Raw genomic sequence first — 24151 nt, 5'->3', positions numbered from 1 at the left:
CCGGGAAGCAGAGGTCCGCGCCGCTAGCTCAGGAGGAGCTTGAGCAGAGTCGCCACCACTCCCGCTGCGAGCAGACCGGCGGCCACTCCCCACCAAAAGCGAGCCACCTTGCTGCCGGTCAAGGGCCCATGCGTCTGAAAGCTGCGGGTCGCGGCGTCCGGTTCTTCGAGCGCCGATGAAATCGCCGAGGCAACAGTTCCACCATCGTCGGCGGGCGCCTGAGCCGCCACAGGCTCCGCCAGCAGCTCTCTGACAAAGGCGCTCAGGGTCTGCTCGCCCGGGGCGGGCTCGAGAGTCCGCAGAAGATCTCGCAAGTCCTGCTCGAGGACCCCCGCGTGCTGGTAGCGGGCGGACGGCTTCTTGGCGAGTGCCTTGATCAGAATCCGCCTCACCTCCTGCGGCAGCCCGGGACAATGCTTGCGCGGGTCGTCGAAATTGCCGGCCCGGACAGCGTCGAGGAGCGATATCTCATTGTCCGCCTCGTACAGACGGCGGGCCGTGATCATTTCGTACATGACGCTACCGAGCGAGTAGATGTCGCTGCGATTGTCGACGGACCGGCCGGAGGCCTGCTCTGGAGACATGTACTGCAGCTTGCCCTTGAGCGCGCCGATCTGGGTCTGAATCACCGAGGACACGGCCTTCGCGACGCCGAAGTCGCACAGTCGCACGCGACCATCGAGCCCGATGAGCACGTTGCGCGGCGAGACGTCCCGGTGGACCAGCCCCAGAGCTCTGCCCTCGCTGTCCTCACGCGTATGGGCGTACTCGAGGCCTCGGGCTACCTCAGCCCCGATCAGCAATGCCAGGCCGATCGGCATCTGGTCCGAGCTCCGTTGCAGTCGGTTCATGAGTGCCCGCAAGTCCTTGCCGTCGACATATTCCATGGCGATGAAGAAGCTCTCGCCGATCTTGCCGAGATCGTAGATTTCGACCAGATTCTCGTGACTGAGCTGAGCCGCCAGCTTGGCCTCCTCGATGAACATCGCGACGAAGTCGCTGTTCTCCGCCAAGTGAGGCAGGATCTTCTTGATCGCGACGGTCTTGCGGAATCCCTCCATTCCGAGCATGCTGGCTCGCCAGACTTCGGCCATCCCGCCGACCGCGATGCGCTCATCGAGCCGATACTGGCCGAATCGGCCTTCGTCTCCCTCGACCGGGGTATGACGTTCAGGCGGCTGCGCCTCGGATGGCGCTGGCTCGACGACCTCTGCCAGCTCGATTTCCTCGGGTGGCTCCACTGACTCTAGCGGCTCACCCAAATCCGCGAACTGGGCGATCTCCGGCGCTTTCGAGAACTCTTCCTCCTCCGAAACCGTTGGCGGCCCTTCCGAATCGGAGCCGGTGCCCGTGGCTTCCTCCAGGCCAGCCCGAGAATGCACGCCGGCCTCTTCCAGAGCTTCTCCCTCTGCCTCGGCCGGGCTCACCTCCTCAAAGAACCGAGCCTCGGCCAGAGCGACCGGCTCCTCGTCGACGGAAGCCGGTTCCTCGGCTGCCCCTGACTCTGACTCCATCTCGATCCGGTCGATTTCAGCGCCCAGAACGGTGGGGTCGAATGTGGCCGAGGAAATCTCTCGGATCTCCCCGACCTCCGACTCGACCACCTTGGCGGCGGCGCCGCCGAGGACGTGAGCGACTTCGGGTTCCGGTTCGGTCCCGGCTACGGCCAGAGCTTCGACGGCCGCTTCCGGCACGACCTCGGGATCCGGCAGTGAGGCAAACGCCGCGACAGCCTCGTCGGCACCGGTTTCTTCGGCTGGGCCCGGCAATTCAATGTCTTTCCACGACTCGGTCGCCGGCATCTCTTCTTCGATACCCTCAGGCTCAGCACTCTCGGTACGGGTGTCTTCTTCTCCCTCCGCCTCCACCTCCACCTCCACCTCGGCGGCCTCGGCGAGCTCTGGCGCCTCCGTTCCCGCGTGTGCCTCCACTTCATCGGCCTCGGCAACCTCTGCGGCCTCTGCCATCTCGGCGACCTCAGCGACCTCTGCCAGGTCCGGTCCTTCGAGGCCTACCGCCTCGTCGGCCTCGGCGACCTGTGGCGCCTCCGGTTCTGCCTGTACCTCCACTTCATCGGCCTCGGCGGCCTCGGCGAGCTCTGGGGCCTCCGGTTCTGCGTGTGCCTCCACTACATCGGCCTCGGCGGCCTCTGGCATCTCGGCGACCTCAGCGACTTCCGCAAGGTCCGGTCCTTCGAGCCTCGGGGCGTGCTCCTCGAAGACAGCCGGCTCTTCCGGCTCGTTTCCCGGATCGCGGAAGAACTCGACCACGTCCTCATCTCGAGGCAACTCGGCCTCGACGGACTCCTCAGATTGCGCCGGAATCTCCTGCTCGGGCTCGGGCCCGGACGCGGGCTCGGCGAGGGCGGCCTCGCGAACCGGCGCCGTTCCGGATTCGGTCGCGTCGAGTTCCATCAGCACCTCGCCAAAGATCTCGGCGGCGCTGAGCTTCTCGCCCATATCGGCGGCGAGCGCTCCGGCCGACTGGTGAGGCAGCGACATGACCCGCTCGGCGGCCTCGAGCAATTGCCGCGCGCGCGGGGGTTTGCTCAGAATCTGATCGGCCCCCGCTTCGAAGGCATGAAACGCACCGTCGGTGTCGCCCTGCGGTTCCAGGAGCAGCACACCCGGGCCGCCGTTCCTTGCACCGAAGGTGCGAACCAACTCGGTAGCACCATCGACCTCGCAGTCCACGATCACTAGAGCCGGCTCATGATCCGCGGACGCCCGCAGCGCCTCTTCTCGATCTGAGGCCGAAGTTACCCACCAGCCCTGGGAGCCGAGCACGCTGCGAACATGGCGGCTGATCCGCCCTTCACTGGAAACTACCAGAACCACAATCATAACCACCGGATTCTTAGCAGGCCGCCGTCGACCGAGTCAATGGAGGCCAACTACCCTTGCCAACCGCGTTACACTTGCGCCTGGCAAGTCTCGGGCGAACCGACCGACCGCGCACCGGAGAATAAGAATGGCTGGTCATAGCAAGTGGGCTCAAATCAAGCGGAAGAAGGCTGTCACGGACGCTCGCCGTGGGCAGCTCTGGACAAGACTTCTCAAGGAGATCACGGTCGCTGCCAGATTGGGCGGTGGGGACCCGGACGGCAACTCCCGCCTGCGGGTCGCCGTGCAAGAGGCCAAGAGCGCCAACGTTCCCAGCGACAACATCGACCGGGCCGTCAAGCGTGGCACTGGAGAGCTGGAAGGGGTCTCTTATGAGGAGATCTCCTATGAAGGTTACGGCCCCGGCGGGGCGGCGATTCTCGTGGAAGCCGTGACCGACAATCGCAATCGCACGGTCGCGGAGATTCGGCATCAGTTCTCCAAGCACGGCGGCAGCATGGGAGAGACCGGCTGCGTATCGTGGATGTTCGACAAGCGCGGCTATCTCGCCTTCGAACGAAGCTCGATGAGCGAAGAGCGGTTCATGGAGCTGGCTCTGGAGCTCGAGGCGAAAGATCTATCTTCCGACGAGGACGGCTATGAGATCTTCACGACTCCGGAAAGCTATCTCAGCGTCCGAGAGGCCTTCGCCGCCCGAGGCCTCGAGCCCGCCGCCGGCGAGATATCGATGATTCCACAAACCATCGTCGATCTCCGCGAAGATCACGCGCAAACGGTGCTCAAGCTGATCGAGGCCCTGGAAGATCTGGACGACGTTCAGAACGTCTCGACCAATATCAACGTCGAGGCCGCAATGGCGAACGCGGACTGACTTGCCGACGGCCTCGACACGAATCCTGGGCCTGGACCCCGGCAGCCGGCACACGGGCTTCGGAATCATCGACAAAACCGGCGGCGATCTGCAAGTGGTGCGTTTCGGCCGATTCTCCACTCCCGCCAAGGCCGGCTTGGCCACCCGCCTCGCCAGCCTTGCCACCGAGCTCGAAACTCTTCTCGAAGACCTGGAGCCGGCCTGCGCAGCGCTCGAGACCCCGTTTCAGGGTCTCAACGCTCGTTCTCTGATCGTCCTGTCTCAAGCGCGCGGGGCGTTGCTCGCCACACTCGCCCGGCGAAGCATCGAGATCCGCGAGTACTCTCCGACCGAGGTCAAGAGTGCGGTCTCGGGCTACGGCCGGGCAACCAAGGCTCAGGTGAATCGAATGGTGCGTCAGATTCTGTCGATTCGGAATGAAGTCCCGTCGGCCGACGCCGCCGATGCGCTGGCGGTCGCCATCTGCTGTGCCAATCGAAGCCGGCACGACGAGATCGTTGGAATCCAGAGCTAAGGGAACCTGCTGGCAATTGGCTTTTTCTTGTTTTCACCCAGACGTTGTGCTACTGTCGCCGCTCGCCTCAAGAGCGACAACAGTGTTCGATAAGTCACACGGAATGCAGGTTTTTCGTCCCCGAGCGACGTCTGGGGCGGCTGGGAAAAGCCGCCGGCGTAGCGTTCGCCGCAGAACCTGGAACTGGATTCCAGGACCAGGAGTCCAAGTCAACGTAGAGGAGGATTAGCGTGGAATACGGTGGTACTTTTGTAAAGATCTTCAATGACGGTGGGCCTGTCATGTGGCCGCTTCTGCTCTTCTCGGTTCTCTCGGTGATTTTCATCATCGAGCGCTGGCTGGCACTGAGGCGGGCGAGAATCAACGTCAACGAGTTTCTTGCCAAGACTCGCAAAGAGCTGATCGTCAATCGCTCGGTCAAGAACGCGATCAAGGTCTGCGAGGACTATCGCGGCCCGGTCGCTTCGATCCTCAAGGCTGGGCTCCTCAAGTACGGGCAGCCGCGCGAGGATGTCGAGAAGACGATCGAGAACGCCGCCCTCTACGAGATGGGCCGGCTCGAGCGTAATCTGGTCTGGCTGGCCAGTAGCGCCAACGTCGCGCCACTGCTCGGCTTCTTCGGCACGGTCGTCGGCATGATCAAGTCCTTCGAGGCGCTCGCGGAAGCGGGTTTGTCGAACCCCGGCCTGGTCGCCGCGGGTATTTCCGAGGCCCTGATCACCACCGCCGCGGGCCTGTTCGTGGCTATTCCGGCACAGCTTGCCTACAACTTCTTCATGAGCCGGATCAACACATTCGTTCGAGACATCGAGACCTCGTCGAACATGCTGATCGAGACCTTCGGCGAGATGAAGCGGAGCGGAATCGCCGGCGACGCGCCGTCGCCAAAGAGCTGACGCAGACTTCAATAGGACAACGCGATGAGGCTCAAAGCCCGTTCAGTTCAAAACACAGGAATTCCCACCGCCTCGATGGCGGACATCGCTTTCCTGCTGATCATCTTCTTCATGGTCACGATCTCGTTCGAGGTCGATAAGACTCAGGTGACCCTTCCCGAGACCGACATTCGACTCGAGATCCCCAAGCAGGCGGCCTACGTCTCGGTCACCGAGAACGGGCAGATTCGAGTTTCGGCCGGCGATGAAATCAGCGTTCCCGTGCCCGGACCGGACGAAGTCCTTTCGTTCGCCGCCGGCGTTGTTCAGAGCGATCCCTCCAAGCCGTTCGTGCTCAAAGCCGACAAGGGAGTTCCGTATCAGTACGTCGACGGCGTGATCGACTCTCTCAAACAGGCCAAGGCGCAAGTCATCTATCTCCTGTCGAATCAGGAAACGGTGGACGCCGATGAGACCGGAGGCTAGAAGATGAAACTCAAGAGAACGGCAGTCAGCGACGAGATCCCCACCTCCTCGATGGCGGACATCGCCTTCCTGCTGATCATCTACTTCATGGTCACGACGACTTTTGCAGCCACCCGCGGCCTCGACTTCTCGCTACCGCCCGAGGACGACACTCCTCCGATGGTGGAGAAAGAGGAAGCCGTGCTGATCGACATCCAGGCCGGTGGGGTCTACATCGTCGATCAGAAGCCGATGCAGCTCTCCGAGATTCTCGACTATCTCAAGCCGAAGCTCGAGCGCAACCCGAAGAAGCCGGTGATCATTCGCCCGCAGCAGAATACCGAGTATGGGTACATGGTGGATGTCTTTGACGAGCTTCGCCAAGCGGAGGCCAAGATCGGGATGAAAGTGGAAAACATCTCGATTCCAACGCAGCGCGAAGTAGAAATGTTCTGGTTCTAGGAGCACGCCATGGCGAAAGAAGTACAGACCCAGCCCAAACCCGACCGATCAACAGATCTGGCGGCTGGTGATTTCCTCACCTTCGCTCAGGAGTACGACGAAGATCGCAAGACAATGCGTTGGGCCGGTATCGTTGCGGTTATTCTCCACATCATCTTCTTCGTCATCCAATTCCCGGAAATGGTCGCAGCGGAGCGGGAGCAGAAGAAGGCCAAGGTCTACGTCGTTCAGCAGGTCCGGTTCAAGCCGCCGCCTCCCAAACAGCAGCAAGAGATCCCGAAGCCGAAGTCGAAGAAGGTACCGATCCCCGATCCGACTCCGGACGAGCCGGAGCCCCTGCGACTGCAGGAAGATATCGAGCCCGAAGTCGAGATGCCCGACACCGACATCATCATGGGCATCCCCGACGGCCCACCGCCGATGGAACCCACCGGTCCCATCCGCGTGGGCGGCGATGTGAAGCCTCCAAAGAAAATCATCTTCCCCTCGCCTCAGTACACCGAGATCGCGCGCAAGGCTCGTATCACGGGCGTGGTCATCGTCGAGGCCATTATCGACAAGCAGGGCAATGTAACGAACGTCAAGGTGCTCAAGGGTCTGCCGATGGGGCTCGACCAGGCGGCTGCCGAAGCCGTCAAGCGCTGGAAGTTCGAACCTGCGACCCTGAACGGCAAGCCGGTGGCGGTGATCTACAATCTCACCGTCAATTTCCAATTGCAGTGAGCATTCGCCCAGCGAGGAGCGGTCACGGCCAAGGGCCGATCTCGCAGGTGGGCCATTCGGGGGACGTCCGCCAGCGAGGACGTCGGTCCCGGCTAAGACGAGAGGTTGTTTCGTGGGATACTCCCGCCGCCTATATGGCATCGATCGGCGACGACCGCTCGAAGGCACGGAAGTCCAGGAGTGGCACGTCACTTGCTCTCTCAAACACGCGTGAAGAGTTTGTGGGACACCGAAAGGAGACATGAAATGAAACGTACAACCCTCACGGCGGTTTTCGCCGTGCTCGCCATGGTCCTGACCGCCGGCCTCGCGCAAGCCGATTGGGCCTCGGGCACGGCCGCCTTCAAGGCCGGAAACTGGGCGGTAGCGCAAGCCGAGTTCCAGGCGATCGTGGACGCTCAACCGGACTGGTTCGGAGGCCACTTCATGCTCGGCTGGACCAAGCTGAAGCAGAACAAGGGCAAGGAGGCCGTTCAGAGCCTGCGCAAGGCGTACGACCTGCAACCGAGTGACGCCAACATCCAGCTCCGACTGGGAGAAGCCTATGTCCAAACCGGTCGTCACAGTGACGCCGTGGCGTTTCTGAGCAAGATCAACGCGGCTTCGCTCCCCAAGAACGCTCAGGGCTATTTGGCTCAGCTCAAGGCGGTTGCCCTCACCAACAGCGGCCAGGCCGCGTCGGCTGTCGGCGAGTTGCGCAAGGCCGCCAACGCCAACCCCAACGATGCCGACATCTGGTTCTCCTACGGCTCGACCGCTTACAGCACCGGCGACACCACCACGGCCATCCCGGCGCTGGCCAAGGCCGTACAGCTCGACCCATCCGACATGGAAAAGCAAAAGGTCTACGCGCAAGCGCTCGTCAGTCAGGCTCGCCGCGCCCGCGGTTCCGCAAAGGCGGACCAGTACCAAAAGGCCGCAGTCGCGGCTCAGAGAGTGGTCAGTGGCAACCCCTCATTCGACAACCTCATGCTTCTGGGTGGTGCCCAGCTCGGCGCCAAACAGTACGACGGAGCCGTCTCGACCTACCAGCAGGCGGCAGCAAAGAACTCGAACGACTGGCTCCCCGGCTATCACCTGGGTCAAGCCTTGACGGCCAAGGCTCAATACCGCTCGGCGGAGTCCGCGCTACGTGCTTCCCTGGATCGCGCGCAATCGCCGCAAGACCAGGCCACCATCTGGAAGCAACTCGGCTTCGTCTACGAAAAGCAGAAGAACTTCGCCGGAGCCATCACAGCCTACAACCGCGGCGGTGACAGTGCCGGAGCCGCGCGCGTACGGAAGAACAAGGAAACCGAAGAGGAGAACAAGAGGATCGAAGCCGAGAATCTGGAGATCCAGCGCATCAAGGACGAGCAGGCCGAGATCGAAGCTGAGCTCAAGAACCTGCCCGGCGCCGCGCCACCGCAGCGCTAGCCCGGCAAGCCAAGTCTCCCGGTTTCCAGGAGAGGGGCCGCGAAAGCGGCCTCTCTTTTTTTGGACTAGCCGAAGACTCCGGATCTTTCTCGCAGCGGAATGACCCCGCCGACAAGCCCCGCGACGCCGCCAAGGGCGACCAGAGCCAGCGCCTGTCTCGAGTTCAGGAAAAAGCCAAGCAGCGCGTCCCGGACGAACCAGGGCAAATCGAGCTCCCCGAGGCCCCAATAGCCCAGCCACAACGTTGCCAGGGCCAGACACGAACCGGCCAGCCCTTGTGCGATTCCTTCCACGACGAAGGGACCTCGCACGAAGAACTCGGTTGCGCCGATGAGCCGCATCGCCGCGATCTCCTTGCGGTAGACAAAAGTCGACAACCGCACCACGCTGGCGATGCTGATCGCCGCGGCCACCATCAGAATCCCGCCCACCAACAATCCAAGGGCACTCGCCACCGAGGCCGCTGCGTTCATGCTGTTCAGCCACTCGGAGTCGTTGTCCACGGCCGAGATTCCGGGTCGCTGGCTGACGCCCGCGATCCATCCCGCAACCGCCTCCTGGTCACCTTTCGTGGCAATCTCGAGTGAGACGGGAAATGGCGATCGGTCCAAGTCTTTCAAGACCTCGTCCAAGGCCGGGAACCGCTCGCGAAACCGCGCTCGCGCCTGCTCGGGCGTTACTTCGACAACGCTCTCAACCCAGAACATGTCGCCCAACTCGTCGCGCAGAGCCTGCAGCTCCACCGCTGAGATCTGCTCGTCCAGATAGACAACAACCTGAGCACTCGACCGCCAGGTATCAACCGCCTGGGTCATGTTGCTCCCCAGCAAGATCAGGGTGCCACCGATGAAGAGGCTCAGCGCCGTCGTCGCCACCGCCAGTGAACTGATCCGCCAACCGCGCAAAAGGTTGTTGAACGCTTCGCTGGCGAAGTACGTCAAGGCCTGAAGGAGATTCATGCGCCCTCGGTTAGGGCATTCGGGGACGAGGTCGAACGCGCCAGCTCCTTATCGGTTATCAGGCGTCCCTCGTCCAGGACCAGGAGCCGCTCGCCGAACTCGCGCCTCAGCTCCGGATCGTGTGAGGCCAGGAGAATCGTCGCGCCCTCCCGGTGAATCTCGGCAAAGAGGTGCATGATGCCGCGCGAGAGATGCGGATCGAGATTGCCCGTCGGTTCGTCGGCGAGCACCAGATCGGGCTTGTTGATCACGGCGCGGGCGATGGCGACTCTCTGCTGTTCGCCGCCAGAGAGCTCAGCCGGGTAGGAATCCAAGTGGCTCTCGAGCCCTACTCGCTCCAGTGTTTGCTCCGCGAGTTGCCGCCGGCTCCTCGCATCTACTCCCAGGATTCTCGGCAGGAACGTCACGTTGTCGAGCACCGTCTTGCGCTCGATGAGTGAGAAGTCCTGGAAAACGACGCCCATTGTCCGGCGGAGGTAGGGGACCTTCTTGCCCGGCAAGGAGCCGACGTTGCGGCCGTTGACCAGGATCTGGCCTTCCGTTGGCACCGCAGCTCTGTAGATCAAGCGCAATAGGGTCGACTTGCCCGCGCCGCTCGACCCCGCCAGAACGGCGAACTGACCGCGATCGATACGCAGCGTGACGTCCGAGAGCGCAACGCGGTTGCCTGGGTAGACCTTCGATACGTTGAAAAACTCGATCACAATCGTACGTCGCCCATCGGATCGGTAGTCTAGCGGACGCCGATGCTCGGCATCGTGCTAGCGTCGCACGGTGAGCCGCGATCCCGGGAGTGCTCGTTTTCACTCTCGCCCATTCCCTCAATGGCGGTACGACTCTTCGAGTCTCTCGGTCTGTTTCGCCGGCCGAATACCCGGTGGTAAGAAGTCCACCAGAGCCGCGATTCTGCGACGGCTCGACGGCGCCCCCTCGGACCTGGCTTGGCTCAACCAGCGCCACTCGGCCACCGTGCGGCCAGCCGCGATCGGGGACTGCGGCGAGGGCGACGGCCTATGGACCCAACGGCGTGGTCTGGCCCTCTCGATTGTCACGGCCGACTGCATACCGATCGTCTGCGGATCCGAGAACGGAATGGCTGCGATTCACGCGGGCTGGCGCGGGCTGGCCGGCGGGGTCATCGAGGCCACGCTCTCCGAGCTGCCCTGTCCGGCCTCGACGCTGGAGGCCTGGCTCGGTCCTGCTATCGGGCCCTGCTGTTACGAGGTCGGCACTGACGTCGCGGCCCGCGTGATCGCCGCCACAGACTCATCGATTGCGTCCACCGGCAGCGCCGGCCGGCCAACCATCGACCTCCACCGGGCAGCCGATCTCCAGCTGCGGCGACTCGGCGTAAACCGTGTTCACCGCGCCAAGGCGTGCACGAAGTGCAATCCGGACCTGCTCTGGAGCTACCGGGGCACGTCCAGGACCAACGGCCGCAACCAGACCTTTGCCTGGCTCGCGACCGCGCCGGTCACTGCTGGCGGCGGCGCCGGGTCGAGCGGGTCGGATCAATGCCGAGGTCGCGCAGAATCGAAAGATCCCGGCCGTCGATCTTGAAAACCGGGGTTGCCTCTTTCTCGCTGCCGTCGCCGAGCCTTGACTTCGGAGCTTCCTCGCCCAACGTGCGATTGACCACGAAATAGAGCGAGTAGCCTTCTTCTCGAACCTGGTCGAAGAGCTTTCGAACCTCCGAGGATCCCGAAAGAGCACGCACGATTGCGGCGCGAAGGTCTTTCAGCAGATTCGTAGCGCGAGGGTTCATGAGATGGCATCCAGCTGCGGCCCAGTGATTATGCGGTGGCCCCCGGAGGCTGTCAAACTTGACAGACGAGAGCGGACTCTCCTTGTGCTACGGTCGCGAAGCCGATGGTGACGGTGGAGAAGCGCATGCTTTCCTGGCTCGATTCGCTGGGCTTCGCCGCGGCGGAGCTAGCTGCCCTGCGGGGCGACGTATCCGCACGCCGCTACTTTCGAGTCCTCGGCGCGAGCGGTGGCCCTGCCGTTCTGGCGTTCTATCCGAGCGCCGAGCGCGCCGTGTCGGAGCGCTTCCTCGCCAGCACCGAGCTCTTCGAATCAGCGGGGATTCGGGTTCCACGGATTCTGGCCTCTGACCCGACGAAGGGCTTCATGCTTCTCGAGGACCTGGGCAGCACGACGGTCTTCGATCTGACGGATCGCGCCTGGCCCGACGTGAAGCCGCACGTCGAAACCGCAATCGAGTTCGTCGAGACGCTCGCGGGGCGCCCGAAGGCCGAGTTCGCCTCACTCAACCCGAAACTGGACGCCCGCAGGCTCGAGGCTGAGCTTCATGACGCGCAGGACGTCTTCCTGAGTGCACCGGAGTTCTCCGGCACTCACTCGGAGAGAGAAGCGCTCTACTCGGTTCTGGAAGAGCTTCTGGGCGCCTTGGCCTCCGAGCCGTTGGTGCCCAGCCACCGCGATTTCATGAGTCGTAATCTCATGCTCCCGCCCGATACCTCCGGATTGGCTGTGATCGACCACCAAGACGCATGCCTCGCACCGCGCTACTACGATCTGGCTTCGCTCTTGAACGACAGTCTGTTTCTGTCGCGCTCTCAGGAGAGCGAGCTTCTGAGTCGGATCTCGGACGACCCACCTGCGCTTGCGTCCTACCGGCGTTGCGCGGTCCAACGCACGCTGAAAGCGACCGCCACCTATATCAAGTTCGCCCTCAGGGGGTCCGACCGGCACCTCGCTCTCGTGGCTCGGACTCTGGCCCGTGCGGCCGCACAAATCGAGCGTCTGCCCGAGGGAAACCGAGTCTCCGCCGCCATCTGCAGCCGCTGGCGGAACCGGGACTCGATCGCAAGGGGCCTGGATCGGCTGCTGAGACGGCAGTGCTAGACTCTCGGAGCGGAGCGAGGCGACTGCTCGCCCCGTCTTAGGAGGTAGAACGATGCCGACACTTGGTGTACAAGAGCTCTTGATCATCCTACTCATCGTTCTGGTGATCTTCGGAGCTTCCAAGCTCCCCCAGCTAGGCAAGGGTCTCGGTGAGGGAATCAAGAACTTCAAGAAGGGCGTCAAGGACGATACCCCCGACGAAACCGACGCCTCTAAGAGCGGCTCGGCCGACTAGGACTGACGGATCTGCGCCCTACGAAGCGAACAGGTCGATGCGACCTGACTTGCGCCAGACGTCCTGGTGGTGGTCGATATAGCGTGCGAGCACCTTACCGACATAGGCCTTGGTCTCGCGAAACGGCGGCACGCCGTTGAAGCGGCGCACATTCCCCGGACCGGCATTGTAGGCCGCCAGGGCCAGCTCGAGATCGCCGTCGAACGCACGCAGCATACCGCTCAGATAGCGGGCGCCAAGATCGACGTTCGCTGCTGGATTCAGAGGATCCTTGTACCCATAGAGCTCCGCCGTCGAGGGCATCACCTGCATCAGGCCTAGGGCACCGACCGGCGACACGGCATCGGCATCAAACGCCGACTCGACTTCGATGACCGCGGCCAGCAGCAGCTCATCCAAGCTGTATCGGGAGGCTGCCCGTTCGATCAAGCGAGCATAGGGCAGGTCGCTGAGAAGAGCCAGCCGCTCGTCGCGCGGGTTCATCGAACGGAAAAGCTGGAAGCTGGTCCGGCGTGAGCGCACGGCCTGAGCCACATCCGCGGGCCGCACCGCAAGAAAGTCCCGATCCTCCGGACCAATCCACTGAAGCAGCTCGTTCAAGACCGCGATCTCTTCGGGCGAGGGCGGCGCCGGTCGATCCTCGGAGATCGACGGGATCGTCGGGGGTGAATTCAAGGTCACGACCAAAAAGAGAGCGGTCGCCAGAGTGACGCGGGATGCGCGAGTTCGAATCGACATTACGGCTGTCTTGCTAGGTAATGGAAGGCCGAGAAACCCGGCCTTGCGACAAATCACTGCAAGCCCGATACCACCATTTCGGCCGGCAGCCGCGGGCGGTTCAACTACTTACAGAGGTTGGACTTACTGGCTCTTACGCGTTCGGGACTGGCGCCCCGGGCGCCGACGCGAAGGTGCCAAATAGTCAGACGCCTCGATGCCCAGGCTACCGACCTTGTTGCGCAGCGTGTTGCGATGAATCCCCAGGTGCTGGGCCGAGCGGGACAGATTCCCCTTGTGGTTTCGCAGAGTAGCCAGGATGAACTGCTTCTCGAACTCTCTAGACACCTGGGATAGCGTCAGTCCGTTGCGGGCCAACTCCTCGATCAACTGGCTCAACTTGCCGTTCAGGTTCTGCCTCATCCTCGCAGTCTCATTCCGAGCGGAAGGCCCCAAGGTTAGCAGAATCGCAGCGGCCCCGGCCAGCCGAAAGTGGCAGTTGTTTCCGCCTTCAGCGCTTCGGGTCGATGCGATCGCCGACATACACGGCGTATCGCGAATCGAGCACCTTCGCGACCGAGGACTTCTCTCTGACCGAGAGAATGCCGAGCTCGCCGATAACGACCGGGGGGTGTCCCTTGGGGTTCATGCGGTAGATGGAGTAGATGTCCCCCGGAGTAACGCCGGCCTGCTCGCCGAGATCGAGGTAGACCAGGTGTTCACGTCCGATCGTCACCAGATTCCGTTCCGAACGCACGATCATCGGTGCGGCTTCGAGCACTTCGGCGCTAACTGGATCGTTGACTCCGACCAGCAGGCCTCGGCGAGCCAACGGAACCGGCTCGGGCTCGTACGGTGTGAGAGCGGCTCCCACCCGCACCGGCATACAGCCGTGCACGATCTCCGCGATCGCAGTCTCCTCCTGGACCGAAAGGACTCGAACACGTCCGACGTATCCGTAGAAGCGGCCAATCGGTTTGCCAGTTACCGGGTGGTCGACCCTTTCGCGTGGAATCACCACCGTAAAGAGATCGCCCGGTAGCAAGTCGGCCTGCCGGCCGCCATCCAAGTAGACAATGTCGCCCAGCGAGAGATCGATCTTCACGGTGTCAATCTCGCCCAACGCCGAGTCCACGCCGGCGCGCTGTGCCGGCACCAGCGTGGGCGCGAGGCTCTCGTATTCGGAACCGATGATGCGACGAGGAAACACCTCGTCGAGCTCGCCGATATAGCCCGAGCATTGGATATCGTCTTCACTACCCAACGGCGTCGGGGCGGAAGCGCCACGTGCCAAACGCAGCCCCTCGCTCGAATCACCCTCCCCCGTCTCCGCGCCCTCGCCGGCGGCTTGAATGTCTTCGATCGGGGTCACCTCGAAACCGACCACCAGAGGATCGCCCGGGTAGATCCAATGCGCATCCAGAACATACTGGTTGTGCTCCCAGATCTGAGGCCACAGGTAGGGATTGCCGTAAAAACGCCCGGCGAGATCCCATAGGGTGTCCCCTGAGACCACCGTGTAAACCTGGGCGCCCTCTGGGAACGACGACGGCGGGTTCCAGGCCGTCCAATGGTCTCCCACAAGATGTAGATCCGCCGGGGGTTGATGGGCGGTAGCCAGCCCAGCCCAGCCCAAAATTACAAACGTGAAGATCGCTGCGGTTTTCCGGGAGTTCGTGTACATATTGGCCCCCACTCAGGAAGCATCAAAAGGGAATTGTGCGCCTGCGGTCAAGCTATAGCCTTTTCTTCACACCTGTCAAGTTTTAAGGTCACAAGCCTCAAGCACCACTTGAAGTTCGGCCTCGACTGCACCCTTACTTCAGCTTTCGCTGCGCCGGAATGCTGTCGAGCAGCGCGAACTTCGTGCGGAGCTCGGCAATCCTCTCGCCGCGCTGCTCGATCTCGCGCCGGCCGATAGGACCGAGCCGCCCCTCGGCCGCAGCGAGATACTGCACGCGACTCGGCCGCACTCCCATAACTCGGGCGCAGGTGGCATCGACCGCCGCCAGGTTGCGGCCGAGCACAACGGCGCCCACCCGGCGTGGCGTACCCATGATGGGCCCGTCACCCTCCATGCCAACGACGCCGTCGACAATCGCTAGTTGTGGGACGAGGGTGGCGTTGATGTCGAGAATCGAGTTTTCGATGCCGACCTGGTGGAGCACGTTCTTCGGCCACCCGTAGAAGAGCCCCGGCATCACGCCGAACATATTCTTCATCGACAGAGTGACACCTACCCAATGGTGCGTCTTGAGCTTCGGCATCGACACGATCCAGTCGACCTCGCGCAGAATCTCGGGAAAGGTCAGGGTAGCGAGCTCGCTGTATTTGCCACCGTTGGGAACTGTGAAGGTGGAACTGTAGTTGAGATCGACGAAGGGTACTCGGTCTTCAGCCAGGACCGCCTCCATGCCCGACTCCTCGAGCACGAGAAACGAATCGCGACGGTGGCCGGCACCCTCTCCGACGACCACGCGTTCGGCGCCGAGTCGCAAGAACGCCTCGATCGCGCCGCGCACTACATGGGGATGCGTGTTGATGTGCTCGCTCCCCACACTGGTCTCCACCATGTTGGGTTTGAGTAGTACCGAAGCTCCCCTGATCTCCGCCGCGCCGATACCCAATTCACCCAGACCGGTGCCAATCAGTGAGCCGAAGTCGACGCTGTAGCTTGCCGCCCTGCCGATGAACGTGGCGACGCGGCTTCCTCGACAGCCCAGACCGGACAGTGTGGCACCAGCCGTGAGGGCGCCGAGTCCGCTAAGCAAGAACTTGCGTCGGCTCAACGATCGAGCGGATCGATAGCTGAGTGAATCGGGCATCGTCGGTTTCGGCTTGTCCATGTCCAGATCGGGTCGTCGGGCGATCATTCGAACGTCCGGTCGTCCCCGGCCAATGACCCTACCAAGCCCGAAGATACATGAGCCGCCAGGAGCACCAGGGCGAGGAGGGCCGTGTCGTAGCTGCCCAATCTCGTCTGGCGCTCGAGGCACTCGAGGCACCAGGCGACCGCCGCCTCCGGGCGCCTGTTCCATGCGCTTAAGCCCAGCAGAGTCCAGGCCAGCGAAAGGGGCGTGCGCACACGCGACACCTCGCGATCGAGATAGTCCAGACTCAGCTCGACGAGCGAGTGCTCCGCTACCTCGATAAGAGCGGACAGCGCGACACCGGTGCTGTCCGGCGCCGGTCGCTGAGCCCGGCCGAAGGCAGCGGTATTGCCGTAATTCCAGCCGCCAAGCGCCAGGCGCCGGTCGACCAGAAGCTCGCTCGCCTGGATAGCGCGAGCATGGGAGGCGTTACCGGTAACGATGAGAGCCATGAGACCGAAAGCCGTCGGTTCGACCCAGGAGTGGGTCGACTCGATCCAGGGCCACCCGACCAGGGTGGTGTCGTGGCCGAGCAACGGCGTCCGAGGAAAGGCCAGCCCGCGGTAGGTGAGGAGAAAGGCAACCGCCCGCTCTTGTGCCTCGACGTGTGCCGGCGATCCATGCCAGGCCAGGATCGCCAGAGGAGTCGGCCAGGCCGCGGCAAGGTGATTCGGCGTCAAGCACACCCGGCCATCGGGTTGCTGCCGGGAAGCCAGCCATGTTCTCGACGTTGCCAGTATCTCGTCGCTGCGCCCTGCCGCCCGTAACGCCAGAATGCCCCATGCGGTGGCGTCCGGACGTGGATCGCGCCGCCGAACGGCATCCGGAGCGAGACCACCCCCGGGCAGGGCTCGCTCCCCGAGAGCGTCGAGATAGAGCGCCAGGCGTGCGGCAGTGTCTCGCAAGTTGTTGAAAAGTATAAGTCATTCATGCAGTATCGATGACACCAATGCACGTGCACCTAGACCCTGTCGGCGGAATTGCCGGAGACATGTTCGCGGCCGCCGTTCTCGATGCCTGGCCGGAGCTCGAAGCCGGCCTGATCGCCGCCCTGGAAAGGGCGGGCATATTGCGCCTGGCAACGGTACGTCGCTGCGACCATATCGACCACGCTCTGTCGGGCTCTCGATTCGAGGTGCGGCAGACCGAAGGAAACCCAGACCGGCATCACAGCCACCGGGATCTTCAAGACTTCATCCAGTCTGCCGACTTGGCGGGACGAGTCCGGGAGCGCGCCCTGCACCTCTTCGATCTTCTCGCTGGCGCGGAATCGAAGGTACACGGTGTTGCTCCCGAGGAGGTGAGTTTCCATGAAGTCGGTCACTGGGATTCGATCGCAGACATCGTTTCGGCGGCTTGGCTGATCGACGCGCTCGAAGACGCCACCTGGTCTTGCGAGGCTTTGCCTCTGGGACGAGGCCGCGTCGCCACGGCCCACGGGTCTTTGCCCCTACCGGCGCCGGCCACGACGGTACTCCTCGAGGGACTTCCGACCTTCCAGGATGAGCATCGTGGCGAGCGAGTAACTCCGACCGGAGCCGCGATTGTGCGCCACCTCGATCCGAGCTTCGGCCCCATCCCCGGTGTCATGCGGCTCGCGCGCAGCGGCACCGGCTTCGGAACCAGCGTCTTCGAGGACCTCAGCAACACGCTCAGGTTGCTCGTTTTCGAGCGGGCGAGCACCGGCTATCGCGCCGATAGGGTGACGGTCTGCTCATTCGAGGTGGACGACCAGACCGGCGAAGACATGGCGGTTGCGCTCGACCGGGTGCGAGCCGTCCCCGGCGTCCTGGACGTGACTCAATCCCCGATCTCGGGAAAAAAGGGCCGCCTGGCCGTTCGGGTGCAGGTGCTCGCCGAGCCCGATGCCGTGCCGAGTGCTCTGGATGCGTGTTTTCGAGAAACGACGACGCTCGGCATTCGTTGGCAGACGGTCGAGCGCGCCGTCCTCGAGCGACACGAAAGCCAGGTTCAGTTGGGCGACCGAACTGTGGCGGTCAAGCAGACCCGGAGGCCCGGTGAGATCGTGACGGCAAAAGCGGGCATGGACGACCTGGCCGGTGCGCACGGCGGCCGGGAGAAACGCGAGCTGCTGCGCCGACGAGCGGAGACGGTTGTGGCCGGCCCGGTGAGTGACCGCGAGGAGCAGAATGGCAAGTGAGGCCGCGCGCCGACTCGAGGCCTTGCAAGGCTCTCTCGAGGCCTGTCTCGAGGCCGGGAGCGAGCTCGTCGTGGCCGTGAGCGGTGGGGTCGACAGCATGACGCTCGCCGTCGTCGCCCAGAGCACACTCGGGTCGGCCGCAGCAATGTTCCACGCCATTTCTGCGGCCGTGCCTCCGGATGCAAGCGCGCGCGTGCGCCGTTACGCCGAGCGTGATGGGTGGCGTCTCGAGGTTGCCGATGCCGGCGAGTTCGAGGACGAGCGCTATGTGGGAAACCCCACCGACCGTTGCTACTTCTGTAAGAGCCATCTGTATTCCGCGATCGCTAAGCGCACCTCGGCGGTGCTGGTCTCCGGAACGAATCTGGACGATCTGGACGACTACCGGCCCGGGCTTGCTGCCGCCGCGGCCCATCAAGTGCGCCATCCCTATGTCGAGGCGGGTATCGCCAAGAAAGGCGTCCGCTCCATCGCCCGAATGCTCGACCTCGACGACCTGGCCGAGCTGCCGGCGGCGCCGTGCCTGGCGAGCCGCATCGAAACGGGAATTGCCGTGGATCCGAGACTCCTGACTGCGGTCGATGCCTGCGAGAGGTTGGTCGGCGCCACGATCTCATCACGGACTGTCCGATGCCGTGTCCGACGTCAAGGCCTGGTCGTGGAGCTCGATACCGAGAGCCTAAGTCTCCTGGACCCCGACCGCCGTGCATGGCTTACCGGAGCCATTGCGGCCCGCTTCGATCAGCTCGGCGTTCCAGTATCTGTGGATTTCACCGACTACCGTATGGGTAGCGCGTTCTTACGGTCCGGTGCCCGGTGACCGAGAATCACGTCAGGCCGGACACATCGCGACGCGACCGCATCGGCTTCGACGAGGCCATTCTGTGCGCGGGCAAGACGCCCGATCAACTCGCGGTCATCCTCGACCAGGCCCGTCAGCGGTCCGCGCCCTTGCTGCTGACCCGACTCTCGCCCGGGCAACTCGAGGAGCTGCCGCCGGTGCACCGCAGCGCACTCGACTACGAAGCCCTGTCGCGTACCGCGTACTTCGGCGAGGTTGCCGCGCCGGTGGGTGATTCACGAATCGCGGTCATAACCGCGGGCACCTCGGACACTCCCGTTGCCCGCGAGGTCGTGCGGACGCTGGCCTACTACGGGCAGCCCTGCCTCGAAGTGTACGACGTGGGCGTCGCGGGCCTGTGGCGACTGCTCGAACGCATCGAGGAGCTTCGCGACAAGTCCGTGGTGATCACGGTCGCGGGTATGGATGCTTCTCTCCCGAGTGTGATCGGTGGGCAAGTTCCGGGCGCGGTGATTGCGGTGCCTACCTCGACCGGTTACGGCGTGGCAGGTCGAGGCGAGACAGCTCTGCGCGCCGCACTGGTGAGCTGCGCACCCGGAGTGGCCGTGGTCAACATCGACAACGGCTTCGGCGCCGCCTGCGCAACACTTCGAATCCTGGGCACCAAGACCTGAGCTTCTTGCCTGAAGGGTCACTGAGCTCCATGAACGTCGAACGGTCGGTCTGGCGCTGCTCGCTCGAGTGGACACGGTGTTTTTGTCGTCCTTCTCGGGCTCGTCGAGCTGTTCGGTCGGCAGTGGAAGTACCTCTTCGGAATCGTGCCGATGGCGGCGGCGGTGGTCACGCCATGGTGGGGCTACTGCCTCTCGCGCTTCGGCACGGTAGTGTCGGACAGCGGCGCGGCGGCGCGCCAGGTCGTTCATGCCTACCAGGGCGAGTTTCTGAGCCCATTGAGCGAAACCCTCTGGGCGACCTGGACGATTCTCGGGGCGCCGTTCGTGGAACTGCGCTTCGTTCGCCTGTCCCTGTATTCCTTGGCCGAGGACGCCCACGCGGTCAGGCTCATCGCGTGCATCGCCGGTGCAGTCCTACTGCTCGACCTGTTCGTTCCAACCGCGATCCGAATCGCCCGCTCGCTCGACGCGCGACAGCGTTCTCCGTTCCTGGTGCTGGTCCTCCACGGTGCGATCATCGCGGCGTTCTACGCCTACTATGTTCCAGTGCTGTGGTTCTTTCGGCGCTACACCTCGCCCACAGCGGTGGTGGTCACCGTCCTGATCTCGGTTGGCGCGGCCTGGGGATGGGACCAGCGCGCCCGCCTGACCGGCAGGCTGGCCTTGATGCTGCTCGGCGCCGGAATCCTGACGGCGCTCGTCGGTGTGGAACGGCGGCTCGCCGTGTACCCGAGGATCGCCGAAGATCACGCCGTGGACGGTGCGACGGGGTACCGCGCACCAACCGTCGAGCTACTGGCTGCGATTCCTCCCGGATCGGTCGTCGCCGGACTGCAGAGCGGCGCTACGAGCTACTTCGCTCCGGAGGACGTGACCGTGCACAACCTCGACGGCGTCGTAGATCGCGCGGCCGCTGCGGCGTTCAAGGAGGGTGAGCTGGGCGCTTTGCTGCGCGAACGAAACGTCACCCACTTCCTGGACTGGGAACTTCAACATGACATGCTCGTCGAGCGGGCAGGAACGGTTCCGTTCACCCTCGAAACGGTGGCGACCGCTTCCGTGGAGCAGCAGAGCTATCATCGGCTGCAGCTGTCCGAAGTGCGCTGGTGACCGGGGCCGCGGAGGTGCCCTAGGGGGATTGCGCGAGGCGCTCTTGGGCGATCGCGGCTGCGGCGGAGCTCGGGAAGTCCTGGACCACGGCACGATAGCTCGTTCGCGCCGCCTCGGTGTCGCCCAGGTCGCGGAGACAGTCGCCGATCTTGAGACGGGCATCCGGCACCTTGTTGCCGTCGGGAAACCGGGTCGCGGTTTCTCGATAGGCCGCCAGGGCCCCATTGAGATCGCCGCGCGCGTAGCGGGCCTCGGCAATCCAGAACTGAGCATTGTCTCCGAGAACGGTCGCCGAATAACGCCGCAGGAACTGCTGAAATGCCGTCTCCGAATCGACGAAACGACCTCGGTGAAACAGCGTGTAGCCGCGATCGTAGAGCGCCTGAGCGGCCACCGTCAGATCGATGCCCGGGTTTGCACCGTCAAGCTGGCCGCCGGCCGGAGCGTCGGCCGGGGCCTCGGCCGCGGTTGTTGTACCGAGCGGCAAATCTGAGACTTCGAGATCCGAAGCATCCCCGTCGTCCAAGACCGGGGAGACTGGCGTGGCGGGCCGGGAGGCGGCATCGTCCCGCCCAACCGGAGCGGTTGCATCGGACGCTGCCACTTCGCTTGGCGCCTGGCCCTCGAGCTCGGTCAAATGCCTCTGGAGCCTCGCGAGCTCCACCTCGGCAAGAACGGCTCGCCTGTGAAGCTCGACGATCCGCGCCTTGAGCGCGGCGACCTCTTCGGAATCGGACTCGCCTTTCGAGCCGAAGCTCTTGCCGGCCGAGCCCAAAGAGCAGCCGCCAGATACCATCATCGTCACGAGCAGCCCGACGGAGCAGATCGAGTTCCTCATGGCGTCACTCCGAGAGTTGGCTCAGATACTCGCTCTGCGGATGCTCTTCCGTCAACCGCTTGCGGATTTCCGCGGCTTCGTCGGCCCGCTCGAGGACCTGCAGCGACCGGATGAGAAAGAAAAGCACCTTGTCGGTCTCGAGGTACTCCGGAAACTCCTCGAGAATCTCCTCATAGCGACTCGCCGCCGCCTGATGAAGCCGGATCTTCTGATTGAACCGTCCCTTCATGAACTCCGACTGCGCAAGGGTCTGCCGGATGCCCTTGATTCTCTCGCGCGCTTCCACGGCATACTCGCTGGTCGGAAAGATCTGAATCACGTCTTCGAAAGCCTCGAGGGCCTTGCGGCTGATCGACTGATCCCGGTCCGGCGGACGAATGCGCTCTTCCAAGCTGCGCGCGAGTTGGAACTGAACGTAGGCCGACCGGTCACTGGTGGGAAACCGGTTCTGGAAATCTCGGTACTTGGCTTCCGCCTTGAGATAGCCCTGGGAGCCTCCCTGCTGAAACAGCGCGTCGGCTACCAGCAACAGTGCCTCCCGCCCCATGGCTGAGTTTGGCTCGACCTCGAACGCATGCTGGAAATACTCCCGCGCCAAACCGTACTTCCCCTTCTCGACCAGGGCCTTGCCCTCAGCCATGGCCTCTGCCGCCGAGAGCCGCAGGATCGGATCGTCGGTAACGCCGTTGCCACACGCGCTGAAGAATCCGAGAATGGCCAGCAGGTACAGTAAGCGCTTCAATCGATTCCCTCCGCCAGGCTCCGAAGTCGAGCGATAGCTTCTTCCGGCTCGGCTGCTCCGAAAACCGCCGAGCCTGCGACGGCAAGATCGGCTCCGGCCTCGGCCACGCCACGGATCGTATCCGGTCCGACACCTCCGTCCACAGCGATTCCAACGGTCGCGGAGTCGCGAGCGACCATCTCGCGGAAGCGCCTCATCTTGTCCAGCACGTAGGGTATGAACGCCTGGCCTGCAAATCCGGGATTCACGGTCATGAAGAGCACGAATTTCGTCAGGGGCAGGACGTCTCTCAGGACCTCGACACCGGTCGCGGGATTGATGGCAATGCCCGCGTCGACTCCGGCCTCGCCTATTCTGGCAAGCAGCCGATCCATATGAGTGACCGCCTCCCAATGCACCGCCAACCGAGCGGGCTTCACGGCTAGGTAGTCGTCCAGGAGCAGATCGGGGTTCGAGACCATCAGGTGAACGTCCAGGGGCACATCGGTGTGCTTCGCCAACGCGGCAACGACCGGAGCGCCAAAGGTCAGATTGGGCACGAAGTGGCCATCCATGACATCCAGATGCAAGAAATCGGCCCGTCCCCTTTGACAAGTGGCCGCCTCGTCCGCGAGGCGGGCGAGGTCGCCCGCGAGCAAAGAGGGAGCGATCCGCATCAGCTTTCGAGCTCCTCGTGGGTCACGACCAGAGAGATCACGTCGGACTTGCGCAAAGGGTGACCGGGCAACGGATGCTGCCTCAGAATAATGCCTGGAGAAATGCCCTCGTATGACTCGAACTTCACACTGCCCAGCCGCATGTCCCGACGCTCGAAGTAGCGACGGACCTCCGCGTACCCGCGGTATACCAGATCGGGCATGACGAAGACCGACGCTCGGTTGTCCAGGTTCAGATACAGGTCGACCGGACGTCCGCGGTTGACGCTCGCGCCCGCCGGTGGGTCTTGGGTTACGACGGTCCCCGGCCGGCCTCCGCCGCTGAACACATTCGCCACCTTGCCCAACGACAGGCCCTGGGCGGCCAAGGTCACCTGTGCCGCTTGCAGGGCTCGCTCCGAGACGTCCGGCACGATCACGACCTCCCTTCCCAACGAAACCGTCGCCTTGACCAGAGCACCGCGCTTGACCAGAGAGCCGGAACGAGGCTCCTGCCGCATCACGTGGTTGGCCGCTACCGACTCATCATAACGGGCCTCTTCGGACCATTCGATTCGCAACCCCTGATCGCGAACCAGAGCCTCGGCGTCGGTAATGGAGGCTCCCCGCAAGTCGGGAACCGCCGTGACCCCGCTGCGCACGAAGAAGCTGAATGAGAAATAGGCGGTAACCACGAAGACGACCCCAAGAATTCCGGCGTAGGTCAACCACGCCAGCCAGCGGAGCGGTTTCGCGGAATGACCGCGCAGTTTGACGGAGGGACTCACGGATCAGTTTCGAGGTTTTGAGACCCCAGGCGGGAGCAGCGACTGGAAATCGCTCAGTTGACCCAACGGTCTACGAGCCGATTGATTACTTTTCGGGGATAGTTGACGGTCGAAGACACCTTCTGGGCGGGCGCTGCTGCCGCCCGGATGGCCTCGATCGCAGCCGGAGGCCGACCGATCCAGCGCACCTTCTGGTTCCGTCCCACGAGAACGAGAACCTCCGCTTCGCTCTGCGCCCCTTCTCGGGCCTCAACGCCGTACGCCGCCGAAAGATTGCGGTCGTCGTGGAGCAGTGGAAACCCGAGACCCAACTCCCTCTGCACGGCCTTGAGCTCCTCCAACTTGGCCGCCGAGACGCCCATGATCTTGACTCCCGACTCGGCCAGCTCTCTCGAGGCTTCGCGCAGAACCTCCAGGTCGGATCTCGTTGCCTCGGCCTCTACCGAACCGAAAAAGAAAAGCAGGACCGGAGTCCGCGGCACTTCGTCCCTGAGCATGAGAACGACGTCCTCGGTCGACGCGAGATCAAAGTTGGGTGCTTCGTCTCCGATCTGAAGTGCTTCTGGCATCAGAAACTCCTCGC

At 63.4% G+C, this 24151-nt stretch carries 28 protein-coding genes; 14 read left to right on the top strand and 14 right to left on the bottom strand.

Annotated features, from left to right (window positions below; translation table 11 throughout):
• Positions 1 to 23: 23 nt before the first annotated feature.
• Positions 24 to 2843 carry a protein kinase gene (locus tag GY769_09130; protein MCP4202084.1) on the bottom strand — a complete coding sequence of 940 codons (2820 nt, stop codon included), beginning with the start codon at positions 2841 to 2843 and terminating at the stop codon, positions 24 to 26.
• 127 nt (positions 2844 to 2970) lie between these two features.
• On the opposite strand from GY769_09130, the gene GY769_09125 reads away from it, so the two are divergent.
• From GY769_09125 to GY769_09095, 7 genes are all read left to right on the top strand, one after another.
• Positions 2971 to 3714, top strand: coding sequence for a YebC/PmpR family DNA-binding transcriptional regulator (locus GY769_09125; GenBank protein ID MCP4202083.1), 744 nt, complete (start codon positions 2971 to 2973; stop codon positions 3712 to 3714).
• 1 nt (position 3715) lies between these two features.
• The gene (gene ruvC, locus GY769_09120; protein MCP4202082.1) at positions 3716 to 4228 is read left to right on the top strand and encodes a crossover junction endodeoxyribonuclease RuvC; all 513 of its coding nucleotides are present in this window, start codon (positions 3716 to 3718) and stop codon (positions 4226 to 4228) included.
• 230 nt (positions 4229 to 4458) lie between these two features.
• The gene (locus GY769_09115; GenBank protein ID MCP4202081.1) at positions 4459 to 5124 is read left to right on the top strand and encodes a MotA/TolQ/ExbB proton channel family protein; all 666 of its coding nucleotides are present in this window, start codon (positions 4459 to 4461) and stop codon (positions 5122 to 5124) included.
• A gap of 24 nt (positions 5125 to 5148) precedes the next feature.
• Positions 5149 to 5589, top strand: a complete 441-nt coding sequence (locus tag GY769_09110) for a biopolymer transporter ExbD (GenBank protein ID MCP4202080.1) — start codon at positions 5149 to 5151, stop codon at positions 5587 to 5589.
• 3 nt (positions 5590 to 5592) lie between these two features.
• The gene (locus tag GY769_09105; GenBank protein MCP4202079.1) at positions 5593 to 6030 is read left to right on the top strand and encodes a biopolymer transporter ExbD; all 438 of its coding nucleotides are present in this window, start codon (positions 5593 to 5595) and stop codon (positions 6028 to 6030) included.
• A gap of 9 nt (positions 6031 to 6039) precedes the next feature.
• Positions 6040 to 6753 carry an energy transducer TonB gene (locus GY769_09100; protein ID MCP4202078.1) on the top strand — a complete coding sequence of 238 codons (714 nt, stop codon included), beginning with the start codon at positions 6040 to 6042 and terminating at the stop codon, positions 6751 to 6753.
• A gap of 246 nt (positions 6754 to 6999) precedes the next feature.
• Positions 7000 to 8169: a tetratricopeptide repeat protein gene (locus tag GY769_09095; GenBank protein MCP4202077.1), complete on the top strand. Its 1170-nt coding sequence runs from the start codon at positions 7000 to 7002 to the stop codon at positions 8167 to 8169.
• 65 nt (positions 8170 to 8234) lie between these two features.
• On the opposite strand, the gene GY769_09090 is transcribed toward GY769_09095, so the two are convergent.
• Both GY769_09090 and GY769_09085 read right to left on the bottom strand, forming a co-directional pair.
• A complete protein-coding gene (locus GY769_09090; protein ID MCP4202076.1) occupies positions 8235 to 9128 on the bottom strand; it encodes a hypothetical protein in 894 nt (297 codons plus the stop codon).
• Positions 9125 to 9832: an ATP-binding cassette domain-containing protein gene (locus GY769_09085; GenBank protein MCP4202075.1), complete on the bottom strand. Its 708-nt coding sequence runs from the start codon at positions 9830 to 9832 to the stop codon at positions 9125 to 9127. The genes GY769_09090 and GY769_09085 overlap by 4 nt, the downstream gene beginning before the upstream one ends.
• Before the next feature lie 70 nt (positions 9833 to 9902).
• Between GY769_09085 and GY769_09080 the strand changes: the two genes are divergently transcribed.
• A complete protein-coding gene (locus tag GY769_09080) occupies positions 9903 to 10688 on the top strand; it encodes a laccase domain-containing protein (protein ID MCP4202074.1) in 786 nt (261 codons plus the stop codon).
• On the opposite strand, the gene GY769_09075 is transcribed toward GY769_09080, so the two are convergent.
• Positions 10603 to 10893, bottom strand: a complete 291-nt coding sequence (locus GY769_09075; GenBank protein ID MCP4202073.1) for a hypothetical protein — start codon at positions 10891 to 10893, stop codon at positions 10603 to 10605. The genes GY769_09080 and GY769_09075 overlap by 86 nt on opposite strands.
• Positions 10894 to 11018: 125 nt before the next feature.
• On the opposite strand from GY769_09075, the gene GY769_09070 reads away from it, so the two are divergent.
• Positions 11019 to 11996, top strand: a complete 978-nt coding sequence (locus GY769_09070; protein MCP4202072.1) for a phosphotransferase — start codon at positions 11019 to 11021, stop codon at positions 11994 to 11996.
• Positions 11997 to 12048: 52 nt separating this feature from the next.
• Positions 12049 to 12231 carry a twin-arginine translocase TatA/TatE family subunit gene (locus GY769_09065; GenBank protein ID MCP4202071.1) on the top strand — a complete coding sequence of 61 codons (183 nt, stop codon included), beginning with the start codon at positions 12049 to 12051 and terminating at the stop codon, positions 12229 to 12231.
• A gap of 18 nt (positions 12232 to 12249) precedes the next feature.
• On the opposite strand, the gene GY769_09060 is transcribed toward GY769_09065, so the two are convergent.
• The 5 genes from GY769_09060 to GY769_09040 form a co-directional block, all read right to left on the bottom strand.
• Positions 12250 to 12969 carry a transglycosylase SLT domain-containing protein gene (locus tag GY769_09060; GenBank protein MCP4202070.1) on the bottom strand — a complete coding sequence of 240 codons (720 nt, stop codon included), beginning with the start codon at positions 12967 to 12969 and terminating at the stop codon, positions 12250 to 12252.
• 123 nt (positions 12970 to 13092) lie between these two features.
• Positions 13093 to 13371, bottom strand: a complete 279-nt coding sequence (locus GY769_09055; GenBank protein ID MCP4202069.1) for a histidine kinase — start codon at positions 13369 to 13371, stop codon at positions 13093 to 13095.
• Positions 13372 to 13459: 88 nt separating this feature from the next.
• On the bottom strand, positions 13460 to 14530 hold the full coding sequence (locus GY769_09050; protein ID MCP4202068.1) for a LysM peptidoglycan-binding domain-containing protein: 1071 nt from the start codon (positions 14528 to 14530) through the stop codon (positions 13460 to 13462).
• A 235-nt stretch (positions 14531 to 14765) separates the two neighbouring features.
• Entirely contained in the window at positions 14766 to 15773 is a 1008-nt protein-coding gene (locus GY769_09045; protein ID MCP4202067.1) for a DUF362 domain-containing protein, read from the bottom strand.
• 44 nt (positions 15774 to 15817) lie between these two features.
• The gene (locus GY769_09040; GenBank protein MCP4202066.1) at positions 15818 to 16723 is read right to left on the bottom strand and encodes a terpene cyclase/mutase family protein; all 906 of its coding nucleotides are present in this window, start codon (positions 16721 to 16723) and stop codon (positions 15818 to 15820) included.
• A 44-nt stretch (positions 16724 to 16767) separates the two neighbouring features.
• Here GY769_09040 and GY769_09035 point away from each other — a divergent pair, with 44 nt between their 5' ends.
• From GY769_09035 to GY769_09020, 4 genes are all read left to right on the top strand, one after another.
• Positions 16768 to 17979 carry a LarC family nickel insertion protein gene (locus GY769_09035; GenBank protein MCP4202065.1) on the top strand — a complete coding sequence of 404 codons (1212 nt, stop codon included), beginning with the start codon at positions 16768 to 16770 and terminating at the stop codon, positions 17977 to 17979.
• 22 nt (positions 17980 to 18001) lie between these two features.
• Entirely contained in the window at positions 18002 to 18799 is a 798-nt protein-coding gene (locus tag GY769_09030; GenBank protein MCP4202064.1) for an adenine nucleotide alpha hydrolase, read from the top strand.
• Positions 18796 to 19455 carry a nickel pincer cofactor biosynthesis protein LarB gene (gene larB / locus GY769_09025; protein MCP4202063.1) on the top strand — a complete coding sequence of 220 codons (660 nt, stop codon included), beginning with the start codon at positions 18796 to 18798 and terminating at the stop codon, positions 19453 to 19455. Before GY769_09030 ends, larB begins: the two co-directional genes overlap by 4 nt.
• A 150-nt stretch (positions 19456 to 19605) precedes the next feature.
• Positions 19606 to 20565 carry a hypothetical protein gene (locus tag GY769_09020; GenBank protein MCP4202062.1) on the top strand — a complete coding sequence of 320 codons (960 nt, stop codon included), beginning with the start codon at positions 19606 to 19608 and terminating at the stop codon, positions 20563 to 20565.
• A gap of 19 nt (positions 20566 to 20584) precedes the next feature.
• On the opposite strand, the gene ybgF is transcribed toward GY769_09020, so the two are convergent.
• The 5 genes from ybgF to GY769_08995 are packed head-to-tail and all read right to left on the bottom strand — an operon-like array spanning position 20585 to position 24137.
• Positions 20585 to 21403 (bottom strand): tol-pal system protein YbgF, encoded by an 819-nt coding sequence (ybgF, locus tag GY769_09015; protein ID MCP4202061.1) that lies wholly within the window; start codon positions 21401 to 21403, stop codon positions 20585 to 20587.
• Between the two features lie 4 nt (positions 21404 to 21407).
• Positions 21408 to 22145 carry an outer membrane protein assembly factor BamD gene (gene bamD, locus GY769_09010; GenBank protein ID MCP4202060.1) on the bottom strand — a complete coding sequence of 246 codons (738 nt, stop codon included), beginning with the start codon at positions 22143 to 22145 and terminating at the stop codon, positions 21408 to 21410.
• A complete protein-coding gene (gene rpe, locus GY769_09005; GenBank protein MCP4202059.1) occupies positions 22142 to 22804 on the bottom strand; it encodes a ribulose-phosphate 3-epimerase in 663 nt (220 codons plus the stop codon). The genes bamD and rpe overlap by 4 nt, the downstream gene beginning before the upstream one ends.
• Positions 22801 to 23568, bottom strand: coding sequence for a PASTA domain-containing protein (locus GY769_09000; protein MCP4202058.1), 768 nt, complete (start codon positions 23566 to 23568; stop codon positions 22801 to 22803). Before GY769_09000 ends, rpe begins: the two co-directional genes overlap by 4 nt.
• A gap of 53 nt (positions 23569 to 23621) precedes the next feature.
• A complete protein-coding gene (locus GY769_08995) occupies positions 23622 to 24137 on the bottom strand; it encodes a peroxiredoxin family protein (GenBank protein ID MCP4202057.1) in 516 nt (171 codons plus the stop codon).
• Positions 24138 to 24151: the final 14 nt, after the last annotated feature.

The organism is bacterium, from assembly GCA_024224155.1.
GTDB lineage: Bacteria > Acidobacteriota > Thermoanaerobaculia > Multivoradales > JAHEKO01 > CALZIK01.
The sequence above is the reverse complement of the archived record's forward strand: the minus strand, read 5'-3'. Positions and strand labels throughout refer to the sequence as shown.